At 59.9% G+C, this 16,687-nt stretch carries 23 protein-coding genes, 1 tRNA gene and 2 pseudogenes; 13 read left to right on the top strand and 13 right to left on the bottom strand.

The window, feature by feature from the left end; genetic code table 11:
* The first annotated feature begins 5 nt into the window (after positions 1–5).
* From ACZ5IL_RS03290 to ppa, 4 genes are all read left to right on the top strand, one after another.
* Positions 6–1,265 carry a flavin monoamine oxidase family protein gene (locus tag ACZ5IL_RS03290; protein ID WP_464595155.1) on the top strand — a complete coding sequence of 420 codons (1,260 nt, stop codon included), beginning with the start codon at positions 6–8 and terminating at the stop codon, positions 1,263–1,265.
* Positions 1,266–1,283: 18 nt separating this feature from the next.
* Positions 1,284–1,493 carry a hypothetical protein gene (locus tag ACZ5IL_RS03285; protein ID WP_464595154.1) on the top strand — a complete coding sequence of 70 codons (210 nt, stop codon included), beginning with the start codon at positions 1,284–1,286 and terminating at the stop codon, positions 1,491–1,493.
* Between the two features lie 153 nt (positions 1,494–1,646).
* Complete coding sequence (locus ACZ5IL_RS03280; RefSeq protein ID WP_079445681.1) at positions 1,647–2,156, top strand: GNAT family N-acetyltransferase; 510 nt, start codon at positions 1,647–1,649, stop codon at positions 2,154–2,156.
* Between the two features lie 233 nt (positions 2,157–2,389).
* The gene (ppa, locus tag ACZ5IL_RS03275) at positions 2,390–2,920 is read left to right on the top strand and encodes an inorganic diphosphatase (RefSeq protein ID WP_425907895.1); all 531 of its coding nucleotides are present in this window, start codon (positions 2,390–2,392) and stop codon (positions 2,918–2,920) included.
* A gap of 109 nt (positions 2,921–3,029) precedes the next feature.
* On the opposite strand, the gene folD is transcribed toward ppa, so the two are convergent.
* From folD to ACZ5IL_RS03260, 3 genes are read right to left on the bottom strand one after another with little or no spacing between them, the layout of a single operon-like run.
* Positions 3,030–3,914, bottom strand: a complete 885-nt coding sequence (gene folD, locus ACZ5IL_RS03270; protein WP_464595152.1) for a bifunctional methylenetetrahydrofolate dehydrogenase/methenyltetrahydrofolate cyclohydrolase FolD — start codon at positions 3,912–3,914, stop codon at positions 3,030–3,032.
* An 18-nt stretch (positions 3,915–3,932) separates the two neighbouring features.
* Complete coding sequence (locus ACZ5IL_RS03265) at positions 3,933–4,253, bottom strand: DUF167 domain-containing protein (RefSeq protein WP_464595151.1); 321 nt, start codon at positions 4,251–4,253, stop codon at positions 3,933–3,935.
* An 11-nt stretch (positions 4,254–4,264) separates the two neighbouring features.
* On the bottom strand, positions 4,265–4,555 hold the full coding sequence (locus ACZ5IL_RS03260) for a YggT family protein (RefSeq protein ID WP_011313809.1): 291 nt from the start codon (positions 4,553–4,555) through the stop codon (positions 4,265–4,267).
* Positions 4,556–5,035: 480 nt separating this feature from the next.
* Between ACZ5IL_RS03260 and ACZ5IL_RS03255 the strand changes: the two genes are divergently transcribed.
* Positions 5,036–5,111: transfer RNA gene (locus tag ACZ5IL_RS03255), tRNA-Ala, on the top strand.
* Positions 5,112–5,235: 124 nt separating this feature from the next.
* Here the strand turns inward: ACZ5IL_RS03255 and ACZ5IL_RS03250 are convergent.
* The gene (locus tag ACZ5IL_RS03250) at positions 5,236–6,021 is read right to left on the bottom strand and encodes an SDR family NAD(P)-dependent oxidoreductase (RefSeq protein ID WP_464595150.1); all 786 of its coding nucleotides are present in this window, start codon (positions 6,019–6,021) and stop codon (positions 5,236–5,238) included.
* 98 nt (positions 6,022–6,119) lie between these two features.
* The gene (locus tag ACZ5IL_RS03245; RefSeq protein WP_425907886.1) at positions 6,120–6,599 is read right to left on the bottom strand and encodes a tellurite resistance TerB family protein; all 480 of its coding nucleotides are present in this window, start codon (positions 6,597–6,599) and stop codon (positions 6,120–6,122) included.
* A 514-nt stretch (positions 6,600–7,113) separates the two neighbouring features.
* Here ACZ5IL_RS03245 and ACZ5IL_RS03240 point away from each other — a divergent pair.
* From ACZ5IL_RS03240 to ACZ5IL_RS03225, 4 genes are all read left to right on the top strand, one after another.
* Entirely contained in the window at positions 7,114–7,362 is a 249-nt protein-coding gene (locus tag ACZ5IL_RS03240; RefSeq protein WP_464595147.1) for an Arm DNA-binding domain-containing protein, read from the top strand.
* Positions 7,304–7,750, top strand: a complete 447-nt coding sequence (locus ACZ5IL_RS03235; RefSeq protein ID WP_464595146.1) for a hypothetical protein — start codon at positions 7,304–7,306, stop codon at positions 7,748–7,750. The genes ACZ5IL_RS03240 and ACZ5IL_RS03235 overlap by 59 nt, the downstream gene beginning before the upstream one ends.
* A 340-nt stretch (positions 7,751–8,090) precedes the next feature.
* Positions 8,091–8,381, top strand: coding sequence for a hypothetical protein (locus ACZ5IL_RS03230; protein ID WP_464595145.1), 291 nt, complete (start codon positions 8,091–8,093; stop codon positions 8,379–8,381).
* Positions 8,374–8,718 (top strand): hypothetical protein, encoded by a 345-nt coding sequence (locus ACZ5IL_RS03225; RefSeq protein WP_464595144.1) that lies wholly within the window; start codon positions 8,374–8,376, stop codon positions 8,716–8,718. Before ACZ5IL_RS03230 ends, ACZ5IL_RS03225 begins: the two co-directional genes overlap by 8 nt.
* Positions 8,719–9,161: 443 nt before the next feature.
* On the opposite strand, the pseudogene ACZ5IL_RS03220 reads toward ACZ5IL_RS03225, so the two are convergent.
* Positions 9,162–9,917: pseudogene (locus ACZ5IL_RS03220) on the bottom strand (IS5 family transposase).
* Between the two features lie 272 nt (positions 9,918–10,189).
* On the opposite strand from ACZ5IL_RS03220, the gene ACZ5IL_RS03215 reads away from it, so the two are divergent.
* Entirely contained in the window at positions 10,190–10,495 is a 306-nt protein-coding gene (locus ACZ5IL_RS03215) for a hypothetical protein (RefSeq protein WP_464595143.1), read from the top strand.
* A 171-nt stretch (positions 10,496–10,666) separates the two neighbouring features.
* On the opposite strand, the gene ACZ5IL_RS03210 is transcribed toward ACZ5IL_RS03215, so the two are convergent.
* From ACZ5IL_RS03210 to ACZ5IL_RS03190, 5 genes are all read right to left on the bottom strand, one after another.
* The gene (locus tag ACZ5IL_RS03210; RefSeq protein ID WP_464595142.1) at positions 10,667–10,792 is read right to left on the bottom strand and encodes a hypothetical protein; all 126 of its coding nucleotides are present in this window, start codon (positions 10,790–10,792) and stop codon (positions 10,667–10,669) included.
* Positions 10,789–11,880 carry an IS5 family transposase gene (locus ACZ5IL_RS03205; RefSeq protein ID WP_464592499.1) on the bottom strand — a complete coding sequence of 364 codons (1,092 nt, stop codon included), beginning with the start codon at positions 11,878–11,880 and terminating at the stop codon, positions 10,789–10,791. Before ACZ5IL_RS03205 ends, ACZ5IL_RS03210 begins: the two co-directional genes overlap by 4 nt.
* 84 nt (positions 11,881–11,964) lie before the next feature.
* On the bottom strand, positions 11,965–12,093 hold the full coding sequence (locus ACZ5IL_RS03200; protein WP_464595141.1) for a hypothetical protein: 129 nt from the start codon (positions 12,091–12,093) through the stop codon (positions 11,965–11,967).
* A gap of 457 nt (positions 12,094–12,550) precedes the next feature.
* Positions 12,551–12,709, bottom strand: coding sequence for a hypothetical protein (locus ACZ5IL_RS03195; protein WP_464595140.1), 159 nt, complete (start codon positions 12,707–12,709; stop codon positions 12,551–12,553).
* A gap of 34 nt (positions 12,710–12,743) precedes the next feature.
* Positions 12,744–13,727, bottom strand: coding sequence for a hypothetical protein (locus ACZ5IL_RS03190; protein ID WP_464595139.1), 984 nt, complete (start codon positions 13,725–13,727; stop codon positions 12,744–12,746).
* A gap of 35 nt (positions 13,728–13,762) precedes the next feature.
* Between ACZ5IL_RS03190 and ACZ5IL_RS03185 the strand changes: the two are divergent.
* Positions 13,763–14,002, top strand: a pseudogene (locus ACZ5IL_RS03185) (DDE-type integrase/transposase/recombinase); the annotation flags it as partial.
* Here the strand turns inward: ACZ5IL_RS03185 and ACZ5IL_RS03180 are convergent.
* A complete protein-coding gene (locus ACZ5IL_RS03180) occupies positions 13,975–14,508 on the bottom strand; it encodes an amino acid permease (protein ID WP_464596793.1) in 534 nt (177 codons plus the stop codon). The pseudogene ACZ5IL_RS03185 and the gene ACZ5IL_RS03180 overlap by 28 nt on opposite strands.
* Before the next feature lie 570 nt (positions 14,509–15,078).
* Between ACZ5IL_RS03180 and ACZ5IL_RS03175 the strand changes: the two genes are divergently transcribed.
* The gene (locus ACZ5IL_RS03175; RefSeq protein WP_464595138.1) at positions 15,079–15,570 is read left to right on the top strand and encodes a hypothetical protein; all 492 of its coding nucleotides are present in this window, start codon (positions 15,079–15,081) and stop codon (positions 15,568–15,570) included.
* A 302-nt stretch (positions 15,571–15,872) separates the two neighbouring features.
* Positions 15,873–16,241: a GlsB/YeaQ/YmgE family stress response membrane protein gene (locus ACZ5IL_RS03170; protein ID WP_464595137.1), complete on the top strand. Its 369-nt coding sequence runs from the start codon at positions 15,873–15,875 to the stop codon at positions 16,239–16,241.
* 159 nt (positions 16,242–16,400) lie between these two features.
* Here ACZ5IL_RS03170 and ACZ5IL_RS03165 read toward each other — a convergent pair whose 3' ends face one another.
* A complete protein-coding gene (locus ACZ5IL_RS03165) occupies positions 16,401–16,556 on the bottom strand; it encodes a hypothetical protein (protein WP_464595136.1) in 156 nt (51 codons plus the stop codon).
* Positions 16,557–16,687 lie beyond the last annotated feature (131 nt).

Genomic DNA, 16,687 nt, shown 5'->3' with positions numbered 1-16,687 from the left:
TTGCGATGTCGCGAAATCTCCCCTCCAATATCGATGTCGCCATTATCGGAGCCGGCGCCGCCGGGCTGGGCGCGGCCGATGCATTGAAAGACTCCGGCCTCTCCGTCGTCATGCTCGAAGCCCGCGACAGGGTCGGTGGACGCGCCCACACCATTGTCCCCGCCCCCGGCATTGTCTTCGATCTCGGCTGCGGCTGGCTGCATTCAGCGGACAGGAATTCCTTCGTTCCGATCGCAGGCAAGCTCGGCTTCGAAATCGACAAGACACCGCCCCCATGGCGCAAGCGCGGCCTTGATGCCGGATTTCCGATGGCCGAGCACGAGGACTTCCTCGCGGCGCTGGATGCATTCGACGAACGCCTCCAGAAAGCAGCGAAGAACGACGCCGATGACTCCGCCAGTCGCTATCTCGAACAAGGCAACCGCTGGAATCCGATGATCGACGCCATCTCGACCTATGTGAACGGCTGCGAACTCGACGGCGTCTCGGTTCGCGACACGAGCACCTACGAAGATACACGGATAAACTGGCGGGTGCGCCGCGGCTACGGCGCGCTGATCGCGGCCTACGCCAAGCCGTGTCCGCTGGTGCTGAACACGCGAGTTTGGCGCATCGATCATTCCGGCCGGCGTATCCGTATCGAAACATCGAAAGGCGAGCTGTCCGCGGCGCAGGTAATCGTCACCGTACCGACCAACCTGCTCGCGAACGAATCGATCCGCTTCCATCCCGAGCTGCCAGCAAAAGTGGACGCCGCGGCCGGCCTGCCGCTTGGCGTCGACGACAAGGTCATACTGGCCCTCGACGATCCGGAAGGCATGGTGCCAAAGGACGGCAACCTGAGCGGCGCCACCATGCGGACGAAGATGGGAACGTATCACTTGCGCCCGTTCGGCCAGCCCTGCATCGAGGGATTTTTCGGCGGCAGCTTCGCGCGCGAACTGGAAGACGCCGGCGATGGCGCATTCGCCGCGCAGGCGATCGACGAGATCGCGGCGCTGCTCGGTTCCGGTTTTCGCAGCAAGCTGAAGCCGCTCGCGGAATCGCGTTGGGCCAGCGATCCTTTCACGCAAGGCGCCTACTCCCACGCCCTGCCCGGGCATGCCGGCGACCGCGCCGCGCTGGCCGCGCCCGTTGATGGCCGACTGTTTTTTGCCGGCGAAGCCACTTCACCGAACTTTTTCTCCACGGCGCACGGTGCACGCGACAGCGGCGAGCAGGCGGCGCGGGAGGTGATGAAGGCGGCAGAATTGCCAAAACGCTGATCCCCCAGCGTCAAAGTGGTGCTGTTGACCGACGTTGCCCCGGTCTCGATCGCCGGCGTGGATGAAACAGGAAAGTTTGCGGCCAACACGCTGCCCATCGTCATCGACAATACGAACAGCACGAAGAAAACGGGACAGCTTGCGGGTGCGTTGGAGCGGACCAACAACTTTCTCGTGCCGGTTATTTCCTCCGATACCGTCGTGCGTTTGTTGGACCGGTCGAGCTGAACAGGTCTGCCCTTGCAGACGTCACGATACCTCCAACCATGACTGTCCCTTTTCGATACAAAACGTCGCACTCGTGATGTGCGAAATGCACATTTTAACCCTTAATTAACGATGGACCTTGAAGACAGCGCGCCGACTTGCTTTGATCGGGACATGAGCACGATCCTGATCGAACTCCGGCCGGCAAAGGTCGCGGATGCATCCGCGGTCGCAGCAACCCATGACGAGTCCTGGCGTTCGGCCTATCAGGGCATCATCCCCGGCGCGGAGCTGGAAAAGCTGATCAACCGGCGCGGCCCGCACTGGTGGGACAGCGCGATCCGCAAGGGCAGCCGCATCAGTGTTCTGGTTTTCGGCGAGCAGGTTGCAGGCTATGCCAACTACGGCCGCAACCGTGCCCGCAGCCTGCAGTACGAAGGCGAAATTTACGAGCTTTACCTGCGCCCCGAATTCCAGGGCTTAGGCTTCGGCCGGCGGCTGTTCACCGCGGCGCGGCGCGATTTGATACAGAGCGGGCTGAAAAGCATGGTGACCTGGGCGCTGTCCGACAACGAGCCGGCGATGGAATTCTATCGCGCGCTCGGTGGCCGCATGGTCGCCCGCTCCTCCGAGAGGTTCGGGCCGAAGTCGCTCGACAAGATGGCGTTCGCCTGGACGAGTTAGAAGCCAGACCTCCGATCATCATTCTTCAGCTCTCGGTCAGTGGCGCGCATTGCCATTCGAAATAACGGCATCGCTTGCGCTCGCCTAGGCGAATAACGGCATCGCTTGCGCTCCCCTGTGCCCGGCCATCCATCGTTTTTTGGAAGACTTTTCTCGAAGATAGATGGATAGGCGCGTCAAGCCAGCGTATGACGACCATGTGTTAACCAACGCTCTTCAATCATGGAGCCCCAATGCGTATCGACGCGATCTCGATCGGACCTAATCCGCCGCATGAGGTAAATGTCATCATTGAAGTGCCCGTCGGCGGTGAGCCGATCAAGTACGAGCTGGACAAAGATGCCGGCACGCTGGTGGTCGACCGGTTTCTTTATACCGCGATGCGCTACCCCGGTAACTACGGCTTCATCCCGCACACGCTTTCGCAAGACGGCGACCCCTGCGACGTCCTCGTCGCCAACACACGCGCCATCGTGCCGGGCGCCGTGATGTGCGTGCGGCCCGTCGGCGTGCTCTTGATGGAGGACGAGGCCGGAGGCGACGAGAAAATCATCGCCGTCCCGACGTCGAAACTGACCCAGCGTTATGACAGGGTAAAAAACTACAGCGACCTGCCGGATATTACGTTGCAGCAGATCCAGCACTTCTTCGAGCACTACAAGGATCTCGAACCCGGCAAATGGGTCAAGGTGCTGCGCTGGGGCAGCGCGGACGACGCCCGCAGACTGATCCTGGAGGGCATCGCACGGGCCGGAGGGGCGTAGTCAAGCGTCATCCGCCGGCAAGGTCTTCGAAGAACGGCGCAGCTCGCGTCGCACGCGCATCCGTTAACCCAGAAACGATCTGGTCGGGCAACGACGGGTCCCGTGGCGCTCATACCGTCGGCGCAGGCAGCCCACTGATTGCACAGGCCGCGCGCAGCGTATTGACCAGCAGGCAGGCCACGGTCATCTGCCCGACGCCGCCGGGCACCGGCGTCACCGCGCCCGCAACCTTCATCGCCTCGTCGAATGCAACATCGCCTATCAGCCGCGTTTTGCCCTCGGTTGTCGGCACACGTGTGATGCCGACATCAATCACGGTCGCGCCCGGCTTAAGCCAGTCGCCGCGCACCATTTCAGCCTTGCCGACCGCCGCATAAACTAGATCGGCGCGGCGACAGAGTTCGGGCAGGTTGCGGGAGCGCGAATGCGCGATGGTCACCGTGGCGTTTTCATTGAGTAACAACTGCACCAGTGGTCGTCCTACGAGATTGGAACGGCCGATCACGATGGCGTCCAGACCTTCGAGCGAGGAATGCACGCTTTTGGTCAGGATGATGCAGCCAAGCGGCGTGCATGGCGACAGGGCTGACAGACCGCCTGCGAGGCGCCCGGCATTGTAGGGATGCAACCCATCGACGTCCTTCGCCGGATCGATGGCGGCGATGATCGCCTCGGTATCAAGCCCCTTGGGGAGCGGCAATTGCACCAGAATGCCGTGAACGGCGGCATCCGCGTTCAATTCAGCGATCAGCGCCAACACATCGGCCTGCGCGACGTCCGCAGGCAGCATGTGCTCGAACGACGCCATGCCGGCGGCCTGGGTCTGTTTGTGCTTGCTGCGGACGTAGACTTCGCTCGCCGGATCGTTGCCGACCAGCACCACGGCGAGACCCGGCGTCAGCCCGTGGTCACGCTTCAACCGCGTCACCTCACCGGCCACCTGCGCACGCAAATCGGCGGCGATGACTTTTCCATCGATGATACTGGCCGCCATGCTGATCCTCAGTTCGGGCTATTTCGATTGAGCCGCCGTCAATTCACGCAGGGCGTTGCCGAGTTGAACGGGGTCGCCGTCGACAGCGACCTGCTTCAGCCGCGACGTCGCTCCCGCAAGTATCCGGACATCGATTTTCCGCACCCCCAGCGCCTTTGCCAACACCGCCATGACAGCACGGTTGGCCTCGCCACCGTCGGCAACGGCGCGGACGCGAACCTTCACCACCGGCCGGCCGTCGGCCAACATTTCAATGCCGTCGATCCCGTCGCGGCCGCCGCGCGGCGTCACCCGCAGGGCAATGCTGAGGCCCTGCGAAGAATACCGCCACGGCTCCATCAGGCCGCCGGTCAGAACACGGCAGGATAGATGTAATAGGTGATGACTCGCTGCATGAACAGGATGATCAGAATCAGAATGATCGGAGAAATGTCGAGCCCGCCGAGATTCGGCAGCAACCGACGGATCGGCGCCAGCAGGGGTTCGGTGATCCGCTCCAGAAACTCAGCCACCGCGCCGACGAACTGATTGCGGGTATTCACCACATTGAATGCAATCAGCCATGACAGGATCGCCGAGGCAATCAGCAGCCAAACATAGAGGTCGAGGATGATAAGGACGATATCCAGTATGGCTCGCATGGCGGATTGGCTCGCGGGTTTGATCGTGAATACGACCAGTGGAGTGAATTTGACGTTCGCGACTTATTTGCCAGTGGTGTTCGATTCTGGCATTCGCAGGAACGCTCGGTGAAACCGGATGCGAATGTCAGGATCTGACCACCGGTATCTGGTGTGACTGCAATTCGGATGTTCCTTCACCTTGCCAAAAGTCCGTCAAGAGAACCTCCGAATTGCAGCCACACTAGGAGTATTGGTCTCCCGTGTCCCCTAGAATTCGAAGATTCGCCTTGTTACGCAGCCACGGCAACGAGCTTCGAATTTGGAACGCGAGCCTGCTAAATACCGTTTCGGTTCCCGCTAAACAAGGGAACGCGGGGCAAATGAGGATTAAAGAGCCGATTCGCGCTGTTTTCGGCCGTTCTTGACTTGCCGTTGGCGAGGATTGTAAATGGCAGCGTTTCGGTCGCAGCGCCCGTTTATTCGCCGCCGATCGCAGACGGGGCCATAGCTCAGCTGGGAGAGCGCGTCGTTCGCAATGACGAGGTCGGCGGTTCGATCCCGCCTGGCTCCACCATCGATTCCTTCAAGAGAACCGTTCTTCAAGACAACCGTGGCCGCGAACAGATCGGCGCTAAAGCCGTCGTCCTGCGCGAATCTTTCGAGAACATGAAGGTCTTAGGCGACGCTGGCGGTGGACGTCATGATCGCCGCCTCCGCATTTGGAAGCCGGCCACCCCCCACAGGACGAAGTCGCGCGGGAATAACCGAAGCAGAAACGGGATCACCTTGGTCCCGAGGCCGGGCAGCACGGCCCTTTTATTGGCCATAAGGCCGCGGTAGCCGTCCTGAGCAACATCCTTGGCGGAAACATTCAGGATCGCAGAGTCGAAACCGGGCGTCACGCCTGCCCGCGCCTGAAATTCCGATGGTACGGGGCCGGGACAGATCACAGTGACACGGACGCCGCGGGGACCGAGTTCGCCGCGCAGCGCTTCGCTAAACGACAGGACATAGGCCTTCGACGCATAATAGACTGCCATGCCGGGACCCGGCAGAAATCCTCCAATCGAACCGACGTTGAGAATACCGCCGCGCAGCCGGATCACGCTTGCGACGAAACGCAACGTCAGATCCGTCAGCGCCCGGATATTGAGGTCGATCATCGCAAGCTGATCGGCGCGATCCAGTTCGGCGGCGCGGCCGAACAATCCATAACCGGCATTGTTCACGAGATACATGACCTCTACGCTCTCGGCGGTGAGCGTCGCAGCGATCCGGTCTGCCGCATCGGCCTCCCCGAGATCGCAGGGGATCACAATCGGAGAGATGCGGCCCGATGCGACGATTTCAGCCGCAAGCGCGTGGAGGCGGTCGGCACGCCGGGCGACCAGGGCCACCCGGTGCCCGTGCGCGGAGAACACCCGTGCCAGTTCGGCGCCGATCCCGGAGGAAGCGCCTGTTATCAATGTCACAGGATGGGTCACAATCTGCACTCTTGAATGGTTAGAAGATGACACGATCAACGCTCGGCACGACGACGGGGCCTGCCAGCCTATCGCGCTACCCTCAGTTCTGCTGCCGATCAGGTTGCAGGATCTGGCGCTGAACTCTTGCTGCCGACGCGATGCTTGAGTTCGATACGATCGCGCGATGATATGGCCAGAAGATCAGCGGCGCGCCACACGACATTCTCCTCGAATTCGCTGACGCGGCCGTCCGCATACACCAACTCCCACATCATTTCGACGATACGCAAGCGATCTTCATCATTCAGCGAGCGCATCAGCACACTGGTGAATTGATAAAGATCGACCGCCTCGCCTTCCGCCAGCGTCGCAGACGTGATCAACTTGTTGGCGGTGCCGGGATCTAATCCGAAACGGGTTTCGATCAGCTCGTGTAGTTTGCGGATTTCCACGTCGGACGGCTCGCCGTCGAGCGAGATGACATGGATGAACAGCGCGGTCGCCGCGAGCTTGCAACCGGTTTCATCGAATGATCGATGGTCCGGTGCTTCGGGCGATATGACGTCGATGATGAAATGCCGCAATCTATCAAGCATTGGTCCGCCTACCGCAATGTTTGGAATGTCGCACGAGTGCGTTCATAAGCGCACGGAAGAGAAAATATGCGCCATCCGCCAGAGTTTCTCGTAGCCGGATTACACACGTTGACAAGACTCAGCCCGCGGTTGGGTTACTGGCCGTGCTCCGCCGCGATCTGCGCCGACGCCGCGGCGGTGCCAGCGAGCATGGGAAGAAGCGATAAAATGACGGCGAAACGGATCATTGGCGCTCCATCAAGTCAAGGTGACATCTGCCTGTATCGACGGCGACCGTCGGCACCGATATCTGCGGGATCGAACGATGAAGGAAGTGGTGCCGCTTGCGTGACTCGAACACGCGACCCCATCATTACGAACACGATAGCATAGGGTATCAGAGGGTCACAAGGCGGCACGAAATCTGTGTATTTTCAATAGCTTGCTGACATTTGAGACGTTTCGTTCCACTTGAGGAAACACAAGGTTTCGGTCGGTTTTCCGCCACCTGTCCGTCCCTCAAGAGGCATATCCGATGCGTCCGAATCTGACCAAAGCGACAGCCGCCGCCGCCAAGCCCGAAGCCCGCCGCTACGAATTGCGAGACGTAACCGGCTTGCGGCTGATCGTTCACCCATCCGGCGTCAAAACATGGTCGCTCCGCTACACCGGCCGTGGAGGCCGGGACCGGCGGCTGACGATTGGCACCTACTCCGACGAGGAAGGTGGCCTCGGGCTCGATAGGCGCGCGCGGAACCCTGGCTGCCGGACGGTGTTTCGATGACTGGCTTGCCGTTCGAGGCGGGATCGAACCGGCAGAGGCCCGTGAGGGCATCGATCAGGTTCGCTCGTTCCTGCTCGCCAACGGTATGGCCCGCTTCATTCCAGCTTGGGAAGAAGATCAGGACAAGCGCATTCAGCCGCGCGACGTGGCCGGCTATCGCCAGAAGGTTGGCGACGGCTGGGACTACTTCGTCACCACTACCGCATGGAAAGAGGAAGTGTGTCGCGGGCTCGATGCGCGCCGGGTCGCGGCGATCCTGGAGCAGAAGGGCATGCTCGTGACCGACAATCCGCGTCATCGGGCGAAGGTCATCCGCATCCCAGAGCACAGCCGCCTACGCCTCTATCACCTGCCAGCGCGCTTCCTGGAGGCCGACAATGATGCATAGCTTCGAAGGCCTAGCGAATGACATCTCAACCCTGCTGAAAAATAGGGGTGACACGGGTGACAGGGGTGACAAGTTCGAAAACACAAGTCGAAACAATCTTGTAGCTGTCACCCCTTGCTGCGCATCGCTGTCACCCCTTGAAATCGAGGGGTGCCAGGCCGTGCAATCAAGGGGTGGCGGCAAAGGCGAGTCAAATCAGTCGCTTGCCCGTGGTGTCACCCGTGTCACCCCTGTCACCCGTGTTTTTGAGCAAGGTCGAGCGGCGATTGCAGGCGATGAATTTCCTGCTGAATGGCATGCACTTCTGGCAGGGCTGGCAGAGCGACGGAGCCCCGATTGGATGACGCCAGATCGGTGGGAAATGCTGCTGCATGACGCCGAGCGCTTCCTTGGTCGATGGTCACCAACCGCGAGCGCGATGGGCTGGACGACGCTTGATCTGTTCGGCGTTCATCCGAACCGACCGGCCGTCCGGTTCGATGTCATGGGGTTGCTACTTCTGTTGCAAGGCGGTGAGGTCATTGCACTCATCGCGGAAGGTGCATCGATCAGACGACCGAGCGGTGCAGTCCTACGCTTCCCTCGTCCGGCCGCTGGCGGTGTCCTTCTGTCGGAGGCTGCCCATGCCTGAGGTCTGCATGACGCTCATCCCGTGTGACAAGCGTGAAGGCATGCCGCTCAATGTGGCGGCCGAACGCGCCGGCAAATCGCCAGGCACGATCCGCAACTGGTGCATCGAACACGGCATTGGTCGCAGGGTTGGTGGTGGTCAATGGATCGTCAGCAAGGTCGCGCTGGCGATGTTCCTGGATGGCGACGAAGAGGCGCTGCGCCTTTACAAGGCAGGCGATCGATCTAGTGCCAAAGTCCTCGTTTATTTCGAGAGGATGGGGATTGCCGACCTAGTAATTCAGGGAGACCACGGGCTCAGCCGCATCACAGCAGGTGCACCGCTGCCATCCAGATAAGTAAGTAGTGCCATTACTCCAGCCTCCTCCGAAGAAGGGGACCGTCATCGGATTCCTGCCACGTACGCCTTGAACGAAATCACAGCGACCGGAAATGTGGTGATGATGGTGATATGAGGCGGACCTGGTAGCTCCTCGCTCAATTTCGATTTCCGCCGCTTGAACTATAACCGTCGACACGGCCACTGTGGCGGTCGCTAGTAGCAAAACAGTCCGCAGCCGGCCCATCGATCCATCCTCATCTCAATCGCGAATTCGTTCACCCATTCTGTATCAGATCTGGTAACGGCGAAAGCCCCTTAGAAGGGAACTTCGCGCATGCTGACGACGACCTCCCCTAAAGTCCGAATGATCCCGAAAAGGCTACCCTGATGCCAGGGTTTATACCGCCAGCGATACAGGGGGGGGGGGGTACGAAGGCTTCTAGGCTCAGGACTCATTGATCAGAGCCAAAAGATGACGGCTGCAGCGATGCAGATGGCAGACATGAAGGTATGTGAGCATCGATCGTAGCGGGTGTGGATGGCGGCGCCAGTCCTTGAGCCTGCCGAACGCATTTTCGATCTTGTGTCGTTGGCGATAGAGCATGCGGTCATGTTCGATCGGCTTTGCGCGGCTGGCCTTCGATGGGATGCAGGCCGTGATGCCGCGGGCCGCGAGCGGCTGGCGGAACCAGTTGGCGTCGTAGCCCTTGTCGCCAAGCAACTGCTTCCCGGGCGGCAGCGCATCGATCATCAAGGCCGCCCCCTTATAATCGCTCATCTGGCCTTCGCTGAGCAGCATGATGACAGGGCGTCCCTGACCGTCGCAGACGGCGTGCAGCTTGGAGTTCAAGCCGCCCTTCGTGCGCCCGATACATCGGGGAACAGGTCCTTTTTTAAAAGGCTGGCGGCGGTGCGATGCGCCTTCAGATGCGTCGCATCGATCATCAGGAGAGAGGGCTTGCCACCTTTGCGTGCCAGCTCGGCAAAGATATTGTTGAACACGCCGAGCCGGCTCCAGCGCACGAACCGGTTATAGATCGTCTTATGCGGACCATAGCCGGGCGGCGCATCGCGCCAGCGCAGACCGTTTCTGATGACGAAGACGATGCCGCTGATCACCCGTCGATCGTCAACCCTCGCAATCCCGTGCGACAGCGGAAAATACGGCTCAATCCGGCGCATCTGAGCCTCCGACAGCAACAACAAATCGGCCATGGCGATGTCCCCCAAACATCGCCATTGAATCAACCCGCCAGTCCTCTCGCAACAGATTTAATGGGTCCTGAGCCTAGATAGTTCCCGTCTTAACCTTCGGCAGCGATATCAAGCTTAATGCGCGAGTTTCATTGCGCGGAGACTAAGCGAGGCTAAAGCTTCTTCTCACCGGGCAATTGCCCTTCGCCCGGGCCATCCCTGGCGAAGTCGTCGACCGATCATATTACGCTCGGCGGCTTCGTTTCTTAATCAATTGGAAGCCGGCCATTATGATGTCGACGCCAGATGAAGCTCTTTCGGAGTGCGACCTCTTCGCGCGTCGCCTGAAGAAGCGATCCGTTATCGATCAAGGCGCATTAATTTTCTTCGCAGGGCATGTCGGCATTTACTCTTGCCTCGTCCGCGATGCGACCGACGAGGGGGTAGGTCTCCGACTGAACGGTCTGGCTACCCTGCCTACCGAGTTTGACATTTCGTTTGATAACTTCCGCTCAACGCAGCGTTGTCAGCTGATCTGGCGCGATGATGAGTTCGTCGGCGCTGCGTTCAAAGTAAATCGGAGAATTGCCGGCTCCTGAACCCGAGAATACGAGCCAGCGGCCATTGTTCTCCTGAAGGCTTCGCCTCCTGACCAACCCCGCCCCGTGCCTGGAAGGCGATTGGTCAGAAGAACGGTAGTACCTTTCGAGACCCTTCAATCGCCTCGACATTGAACGACGCTGATGGCACGAAGGCACTCGATAAGACCGCTAGCAGGCTGTTGAAGAAGTGTTCGGTCTGGCTTTGGGGATGGCTTGATCGCCGTTGTGATAGGCGAATGCGATCTGGATTGAGCCGTTGAGCAGTTTGGCGTGGCCGTGAGACGGCGCGGTCATGCTGGCACCGCCATGAGCTTCGGCAATCGCACCAGATTGTAAGCGGCGGCTGCGAAGGTGAAGGCCCATCCGACGCGGTCGCGGCCACGGAAGCGGGTCTTGTCCTGGCGGGCAACCATCTTGATCCAGCCGAACGCTTCCTCAATGCGCTTGCGGAGACGCTGGCTGATGGCATAGCCGCGGTGCCGCGTCGTGCGCCCGTCGATCGCCGAGCTTCGGCCGCTTGTGTTCTGCGCCACGTGCGGCGTCACCTTCATCGCGCGCAACTCGTTGACGAAGTCCTCCGTGTCATAGGCCTTATCAGCGCCAAGTGTGATGGCCAGGGGCCGGTCGGCGCGAGGTTCGATCATGTGCAACGCCGCCACCCGCTCGGCATGTCCGCCGGCCAGCGTCAGGCAGGCGTCGACCAACAGGCCATGGCGGTTCTCCATCAGCCCATGACCCATGAAGCATAGCTTCGCCTCCTTGCCCTTGCCCTTCTTGTAGAGCCTTGCGTCCGGATCGGTGGTCGAAGCATGCGTGTCGTTAGTCCGCTTCTCGCCGTGGAAGTCGGCTTCGGCATTGCGCCCGACGCCGCCGGCCGGCGGCTCGCCAGAGCCGTCCTTCGGTTTGACGCTCTTCGTCGAAGCCCAGGCCTCGATCAGCGTGCCGTCGACCGAGAAGTGATCGCTCGACAGCAGCTTCTCCACCTTGGGCTGGGCCAGCACCGCACTCAGGAACTTGGCCGCGATGTCGCCCTCAAGCAGCCGGTCGCGGTTCTTCGAGAACACCGAATGGTCCCAGGCTGGATCGTCGACGCCGATGCCCACGAACCAGCGGAACAGAAGGTCGTATTCCAGCCGCTCCATAGGCAACCGCTCCGAGCGGATCGAGTAGAACGCCTGCAACAGCATCGCCCTGAGCAACTTCTCGGGTGGGATCGACGGCCGCCCGAGTGGCGAATACAGCGCCGCGAACTCCCGCTCCAAAGCGACAAGCGCTTCATTCACAATTACCCGGATGGCGCGAAGCGGGTGATCGCGCCGAACCCGCGCCTCCAGATCAACGTAGCTGAACAACTCGCCAGTCAGATTGTCACCACCGCGCACCCATCAGATCCAAATCGCTTCAAAGCCAATGAATCATGCTCACAGCTCGGCCGCGACTGGCCTTTTTCAACAGCCTGCTAGATTTTAGATTGTCACCGCTGCCACAATGAAGCCGGACCCAACGAGAGCCGCGAAGCCTACGAAGGTGCCGAGAAAAAAGAACAGATCGCTAGCGCGCTTCTGGTCGATTTGACCTTCTCTGCATTCATCCATTGCAATCATCCTACTTTTTAAGACTGCTCGTCGGGTCAGATAATGCCTGGGGCGGGGAAAGGGTTCCGAGAACTAATCGACAGATCAGCCTCAAAAATTTTGCGCTTATTAAGCAACTATCCGGCGTGATTTTGCAGACCTGATTTGTTCTTAAGGAACGGAACGAGTCGAAAGCAGGAACGAATACCCATCTTTCACAACGCGGCAGTAATCCTGCGTCAAATGAAGTCGATCAGTGTCGGTGCGTTGAAGCGCTCAGCGCAAAAAACCCGCTGCCGGGATCCAGCCGGCAGCGGGCTTTGTACGCACGAATACTGGCCCTCTCGGGTTGAGCTTAGATTCTCATGGTCGGATGAATGCAAAGTTAAGGCTATCGGCGGCGTAGCCGATAGAAAAAAGAGTGAAGGCAGCAGCATTCATGTTTGCACTCCCCCCGCTCTGCGGTGCAGTGAATCACTCATGGCGCGAAGTCTAGGCGTATGACCTTCGCACCGGGCGGCGGATGCACGGGTTTCGGGTCGCCATCGAACACCAACATGACGCTAACTCGGTTATCCTCGTTGGTAGCCCGACGCCGCTCCATCACCTCCAACCGCTTCACCAGATCGGTCTTCATGCTGCTTCTCCAGTGAAACGTCGGACACAGATGATCAGGCCGGCTGGGGCCTTGCCGAGTTTCTTTGCCAGCTTTTCAAGTTCTGCCTTGAAGTCGAGTCCGTCACGTCCCGAAACGACGTGAAGGCCGCCTGCATTGTTGCTGGCCTCCAGCTTTCCAACCTAGCCTTTAGGGTCATTCTGACACTCCTGTTCAAGGCGTCTGATGCGCTCTTCCAACTCGGCTGTCTCGGCGGCTCGGGCATGCCGCCGTTAAGAGCCATATCAATTGCCTTCTGCGTCAATGTTTTGCCCATGACTTCGTCAATGGCATCACGGGCGCTAATCCGGAAGGCGTCACGCTCCGCCGCCGGCATCTGCTGAACGAGAGCCAGTACATCATCGGGGCGTGTGGCTTTGTTGAACAATTGCCGGCCATCGTCGAGCGCGTTGATAATCGCACTGTCGGATCGAAATTGCGAGCGAGCGTCGTGATAGAGACCACCGGTTGCCTCATCCAGCCCTGCCACCACGCGGGACCTCACATCGGACAAGACCCTCGCCTGATTGCTCCGGCCCGCCCTAACGGCCGCTTCAATGGCGTCGTCCAGGTCCATCTTCACGACGTGTAACTGACGAGCATCCACACGCTGTCCGGCGTTCCCGGCGAGCTTGTCGCGGGCATGACTCAAAACCGTTTCGATGCTGTTCGGATCTGGCGCGCCACGCCTGGAGAGCTGAGGCGGGACAATGTTGTCGATGTATTCCAAAGCTGGTGCGACATCGACCGGACCGGCACTGGCAAAAGCTTGCGTATAAGCCTGATTGGCGGTCGCCCGCCGCGAAGCGATGGCTTGGTTCTGTGTGTCCCGGAAATTCTGGTAAGGGCCCAGCGCGCTATCAACGCTGTCTCGGATACGAGCGCCGGCAAGTTCATTTCGCTGAGTAATGGCGTCGCCTACAATGCGACTTGCACCACCGGGCTGCGTCGCAAGGGCCTCGCCTTGCAGGCGCAGGTTCGGTCCGGCGTCCAAAAGCATTGCGTCCGGGCCCATTTGGCTGAGCGCGGCTGGGGTACGCTCGTCGCATCGTCGGCTGGCGCGTCTCCCGAACGGCGTATGCAAGCTTCGTGCTCGACGCGCTGGAACAAGCGCTTCACGAACGGCGACCAGCACGTGGTGGCCTGGTGCACCATTCCGACAGGGGTTCGCAATACGTCAGTATTCGATACACCGAGCGCCTTGCTGAGGCGGGCATCGAGCCTTCCGTCGGCAGCGTCGGCGACAGCTACGACAATGCGCTCGCCGAAACGATCACCCGCGCGCTCTCGGTCGTGCCGATGATCAGGAGCCACGTTACTAAGATCGACACGATGATGGCGGGCACATTGATCCAGCCGCCTACCTGGATGGCCTTGAGTAGGTCGGGCGTCGCCGCAGCGCCGAATGCGAGCTGCACCTTCGCCATCAGCGCGTCGGCATTGCTGATGAGCGATGGGAAACCGATGCCCAGCCCCCGCAGCAGACCAACGGCATGATTAGACCAGCCGACCGCGACCGCGCTCGCGCCCACCGCATATTCGAGGATGAGTCCCCAGCCTACCATCCAGGCCAACGGCTCGCCCATCACCGCGTAGGTGTAGGTGTAGGCCGATCCCGAGACCGGGACCATCGAGGCCAGCTCCGAATAGCAGAGTGCTGCAACCGCGCACACGAAGCCCGCGACGCAGAAGCTGAGCAGCATTCCAGGTCCGGCCTTCTGCGCGGCTTCAGATGTCAGCACGAAAATTCCCGTGCCAATCACCGCGCCTATACCGAGCATCGTGAGTTGGAAGGCACCGAGCGTGCGGTGCAGGGATCGCTTCTCGGCGGTGGCAAGGATCGCATCGAGCGGTTTCACGCGCCGGAAAAGCATGCAGCGGTCCCTGTCGGGCAACATGGGCGCCGCGACTCAGCTCCTGATCAACACCATTCACTTGGCAAAATGGAGACCATGGCGCGCGCTCGCCTGTCAAGTGAGATATCGGTGCCGAGACTTGTGCGTCGAAGCAAGAAAGTGAGTTTTGCCGCAACTCCTGCGTAGTGAACGACCACGATGCTCGCCAAGTCGCTATCGCACCCTCCAAGGAGCTGCAATTCGAACTCCTCCGTTTTGGTCGAGAGTCAAAGTTGCGCGTCCGACTGGAAAGCTAACACCAAATCGTCCAGAACCATTCCGAGTAAAATCCGCGAGCAACTCGCTTCGATCGTCAGCACAAACCTGATGCCGCTCTTGCCGGGAGTACACTCCTGGGCCCTAAGGCAGGTGTTTACTGAATACCGGAGCCGCATGTCGCGCTGGCACGTGAAACCTTTCGGAGCATCTGGGTTTGCATTTGCTGGGAGTATGGCAGTGAAGCGAATCCTGCGACCGATCATTTATGGACTGGCCGCCCTCTATTTCTTGGCAGATGCGGCTTTTATAACCATTGCCAAACCGATATCGGACTGGCTTGCGAAGCATGTGGTGCTGAGGCAATTGTGCGTCTGGATCAGATCGTTACGTCCCTACCCGTCGTTGGCGCTGTTTCTGGTACCGGTGATCATTCTGGAACCAGTCAAACCGGTGGCGGCCTATTTGGCTGCCACCGGTCGGATCACGAGCAGTGTCGTTACATTGATCGTCGGCGAGCTCGTAAAGCTCATTTTGGTCGAACGCCTGTTCCGCCTTACCCGGGACAAGCTGATGAAAATTTCCGCCTTTGCCTGGGTGTACATTAAATTCCGAGAAGCCAAGAAGTGGCTGAGAAACACTGAGGCCTGGAAGGCCATTCGCCGAATAAGCAAGTTTGCCCGTCGGTATCTAGCCGATATGAAGAAATCCGTCGCAGGGGCGTTTCGGTAAATCTTGACGGTGGTAGGCGTGCGATTGTCGCTGCAGATCAAGGCACATGACAGCAAACGCCTCAAGGCAGGCACCGGCATGTCACGCCATCTATTCGAAGTGCAACTTTCGACAGCGGCCCACTCTTACGCGATCGGACTCGCCATTCCCGTTCGGATGACTGTGTCCGCTTAAAGAGAGAAGAGCCACTTTGAGGAAACGACTAGCGGCAACTCCTAAGAGGCGCTACCCTCAAAGCGCTCGGTATACCGACACAGGGCCGATCTTAAGAGTTTTCGTAAAGCGGGCACCGTAACTGCGCCATGACTACTCCTTCGAGCGGCGGCCGCACCAAGCTGCGTCCAAATGATGGAGGCTCACCTGAGCCGCCGCGTCTCCGTTCGGTTGTCCGGATCAGCATTGACCGCAAGGCACTTGCCGCCCTCGACAAGCAAGCCCTTGCCGCCCAGCTCGGCATCGGCCTCGTCGCAGGCTGGCTGGCAAGCTGGATTGTCGGCGGTAGTGGGCTGCTGCGATACGCGCTCACTGGAGTTGTCGGCTCATTCGTAGGCACGCTTCTGTTAGATCGCCTGGGCATCGAACTTGGCATCCGGAACCCGCTTGCCAGCCGGATTGTCACGGCAGTTATAGGTGCAGTGCTGGTGGTACTGGCTGCGCGGCTTGTCGCCTGAGTTCAACCCTCTCACCTCGGGCTCACCGGTGGGTATGAGTGATGCTGGAGCTGCTGCCTTGGCCGGACGCGCCCGACATCCGGCGGTGAGATGAGGCCTCCCAACCGAGACCTCGTAGGGCAAGCGAATCTGTTTCGCTGGAACGGACTCGGCTGTCGGTCAGTCGGGATTGCCGGTGATCCCATCGCGATCCAACTTTCGGCCGATGGCCCGAAGTGGGGTTTGTAGCCGGTCTATAAACACACCGGCGAGCGAGAGGCGGACGAAGATCGTCCAAGTCGATTCGCCGAGAGAGAACCACCAGGACTGTTTCATGAACTCTCATTCGATGTTGTCCAAAGGCGCGACGCCAGAGTCTTCCAAGCCAGTCCGATGAGAATGAAGCCAAGGCCCACAACCCAGATCGTGACCGGCACCTACCCGTTGCGCGGCACCTGCACACAAAT

The organism is Nitrobacter sp. CN101 (assembly GCF_055390255.1).
This window is presented reverse-complemented; position numbering and strand designations above follow the sequence as displayed.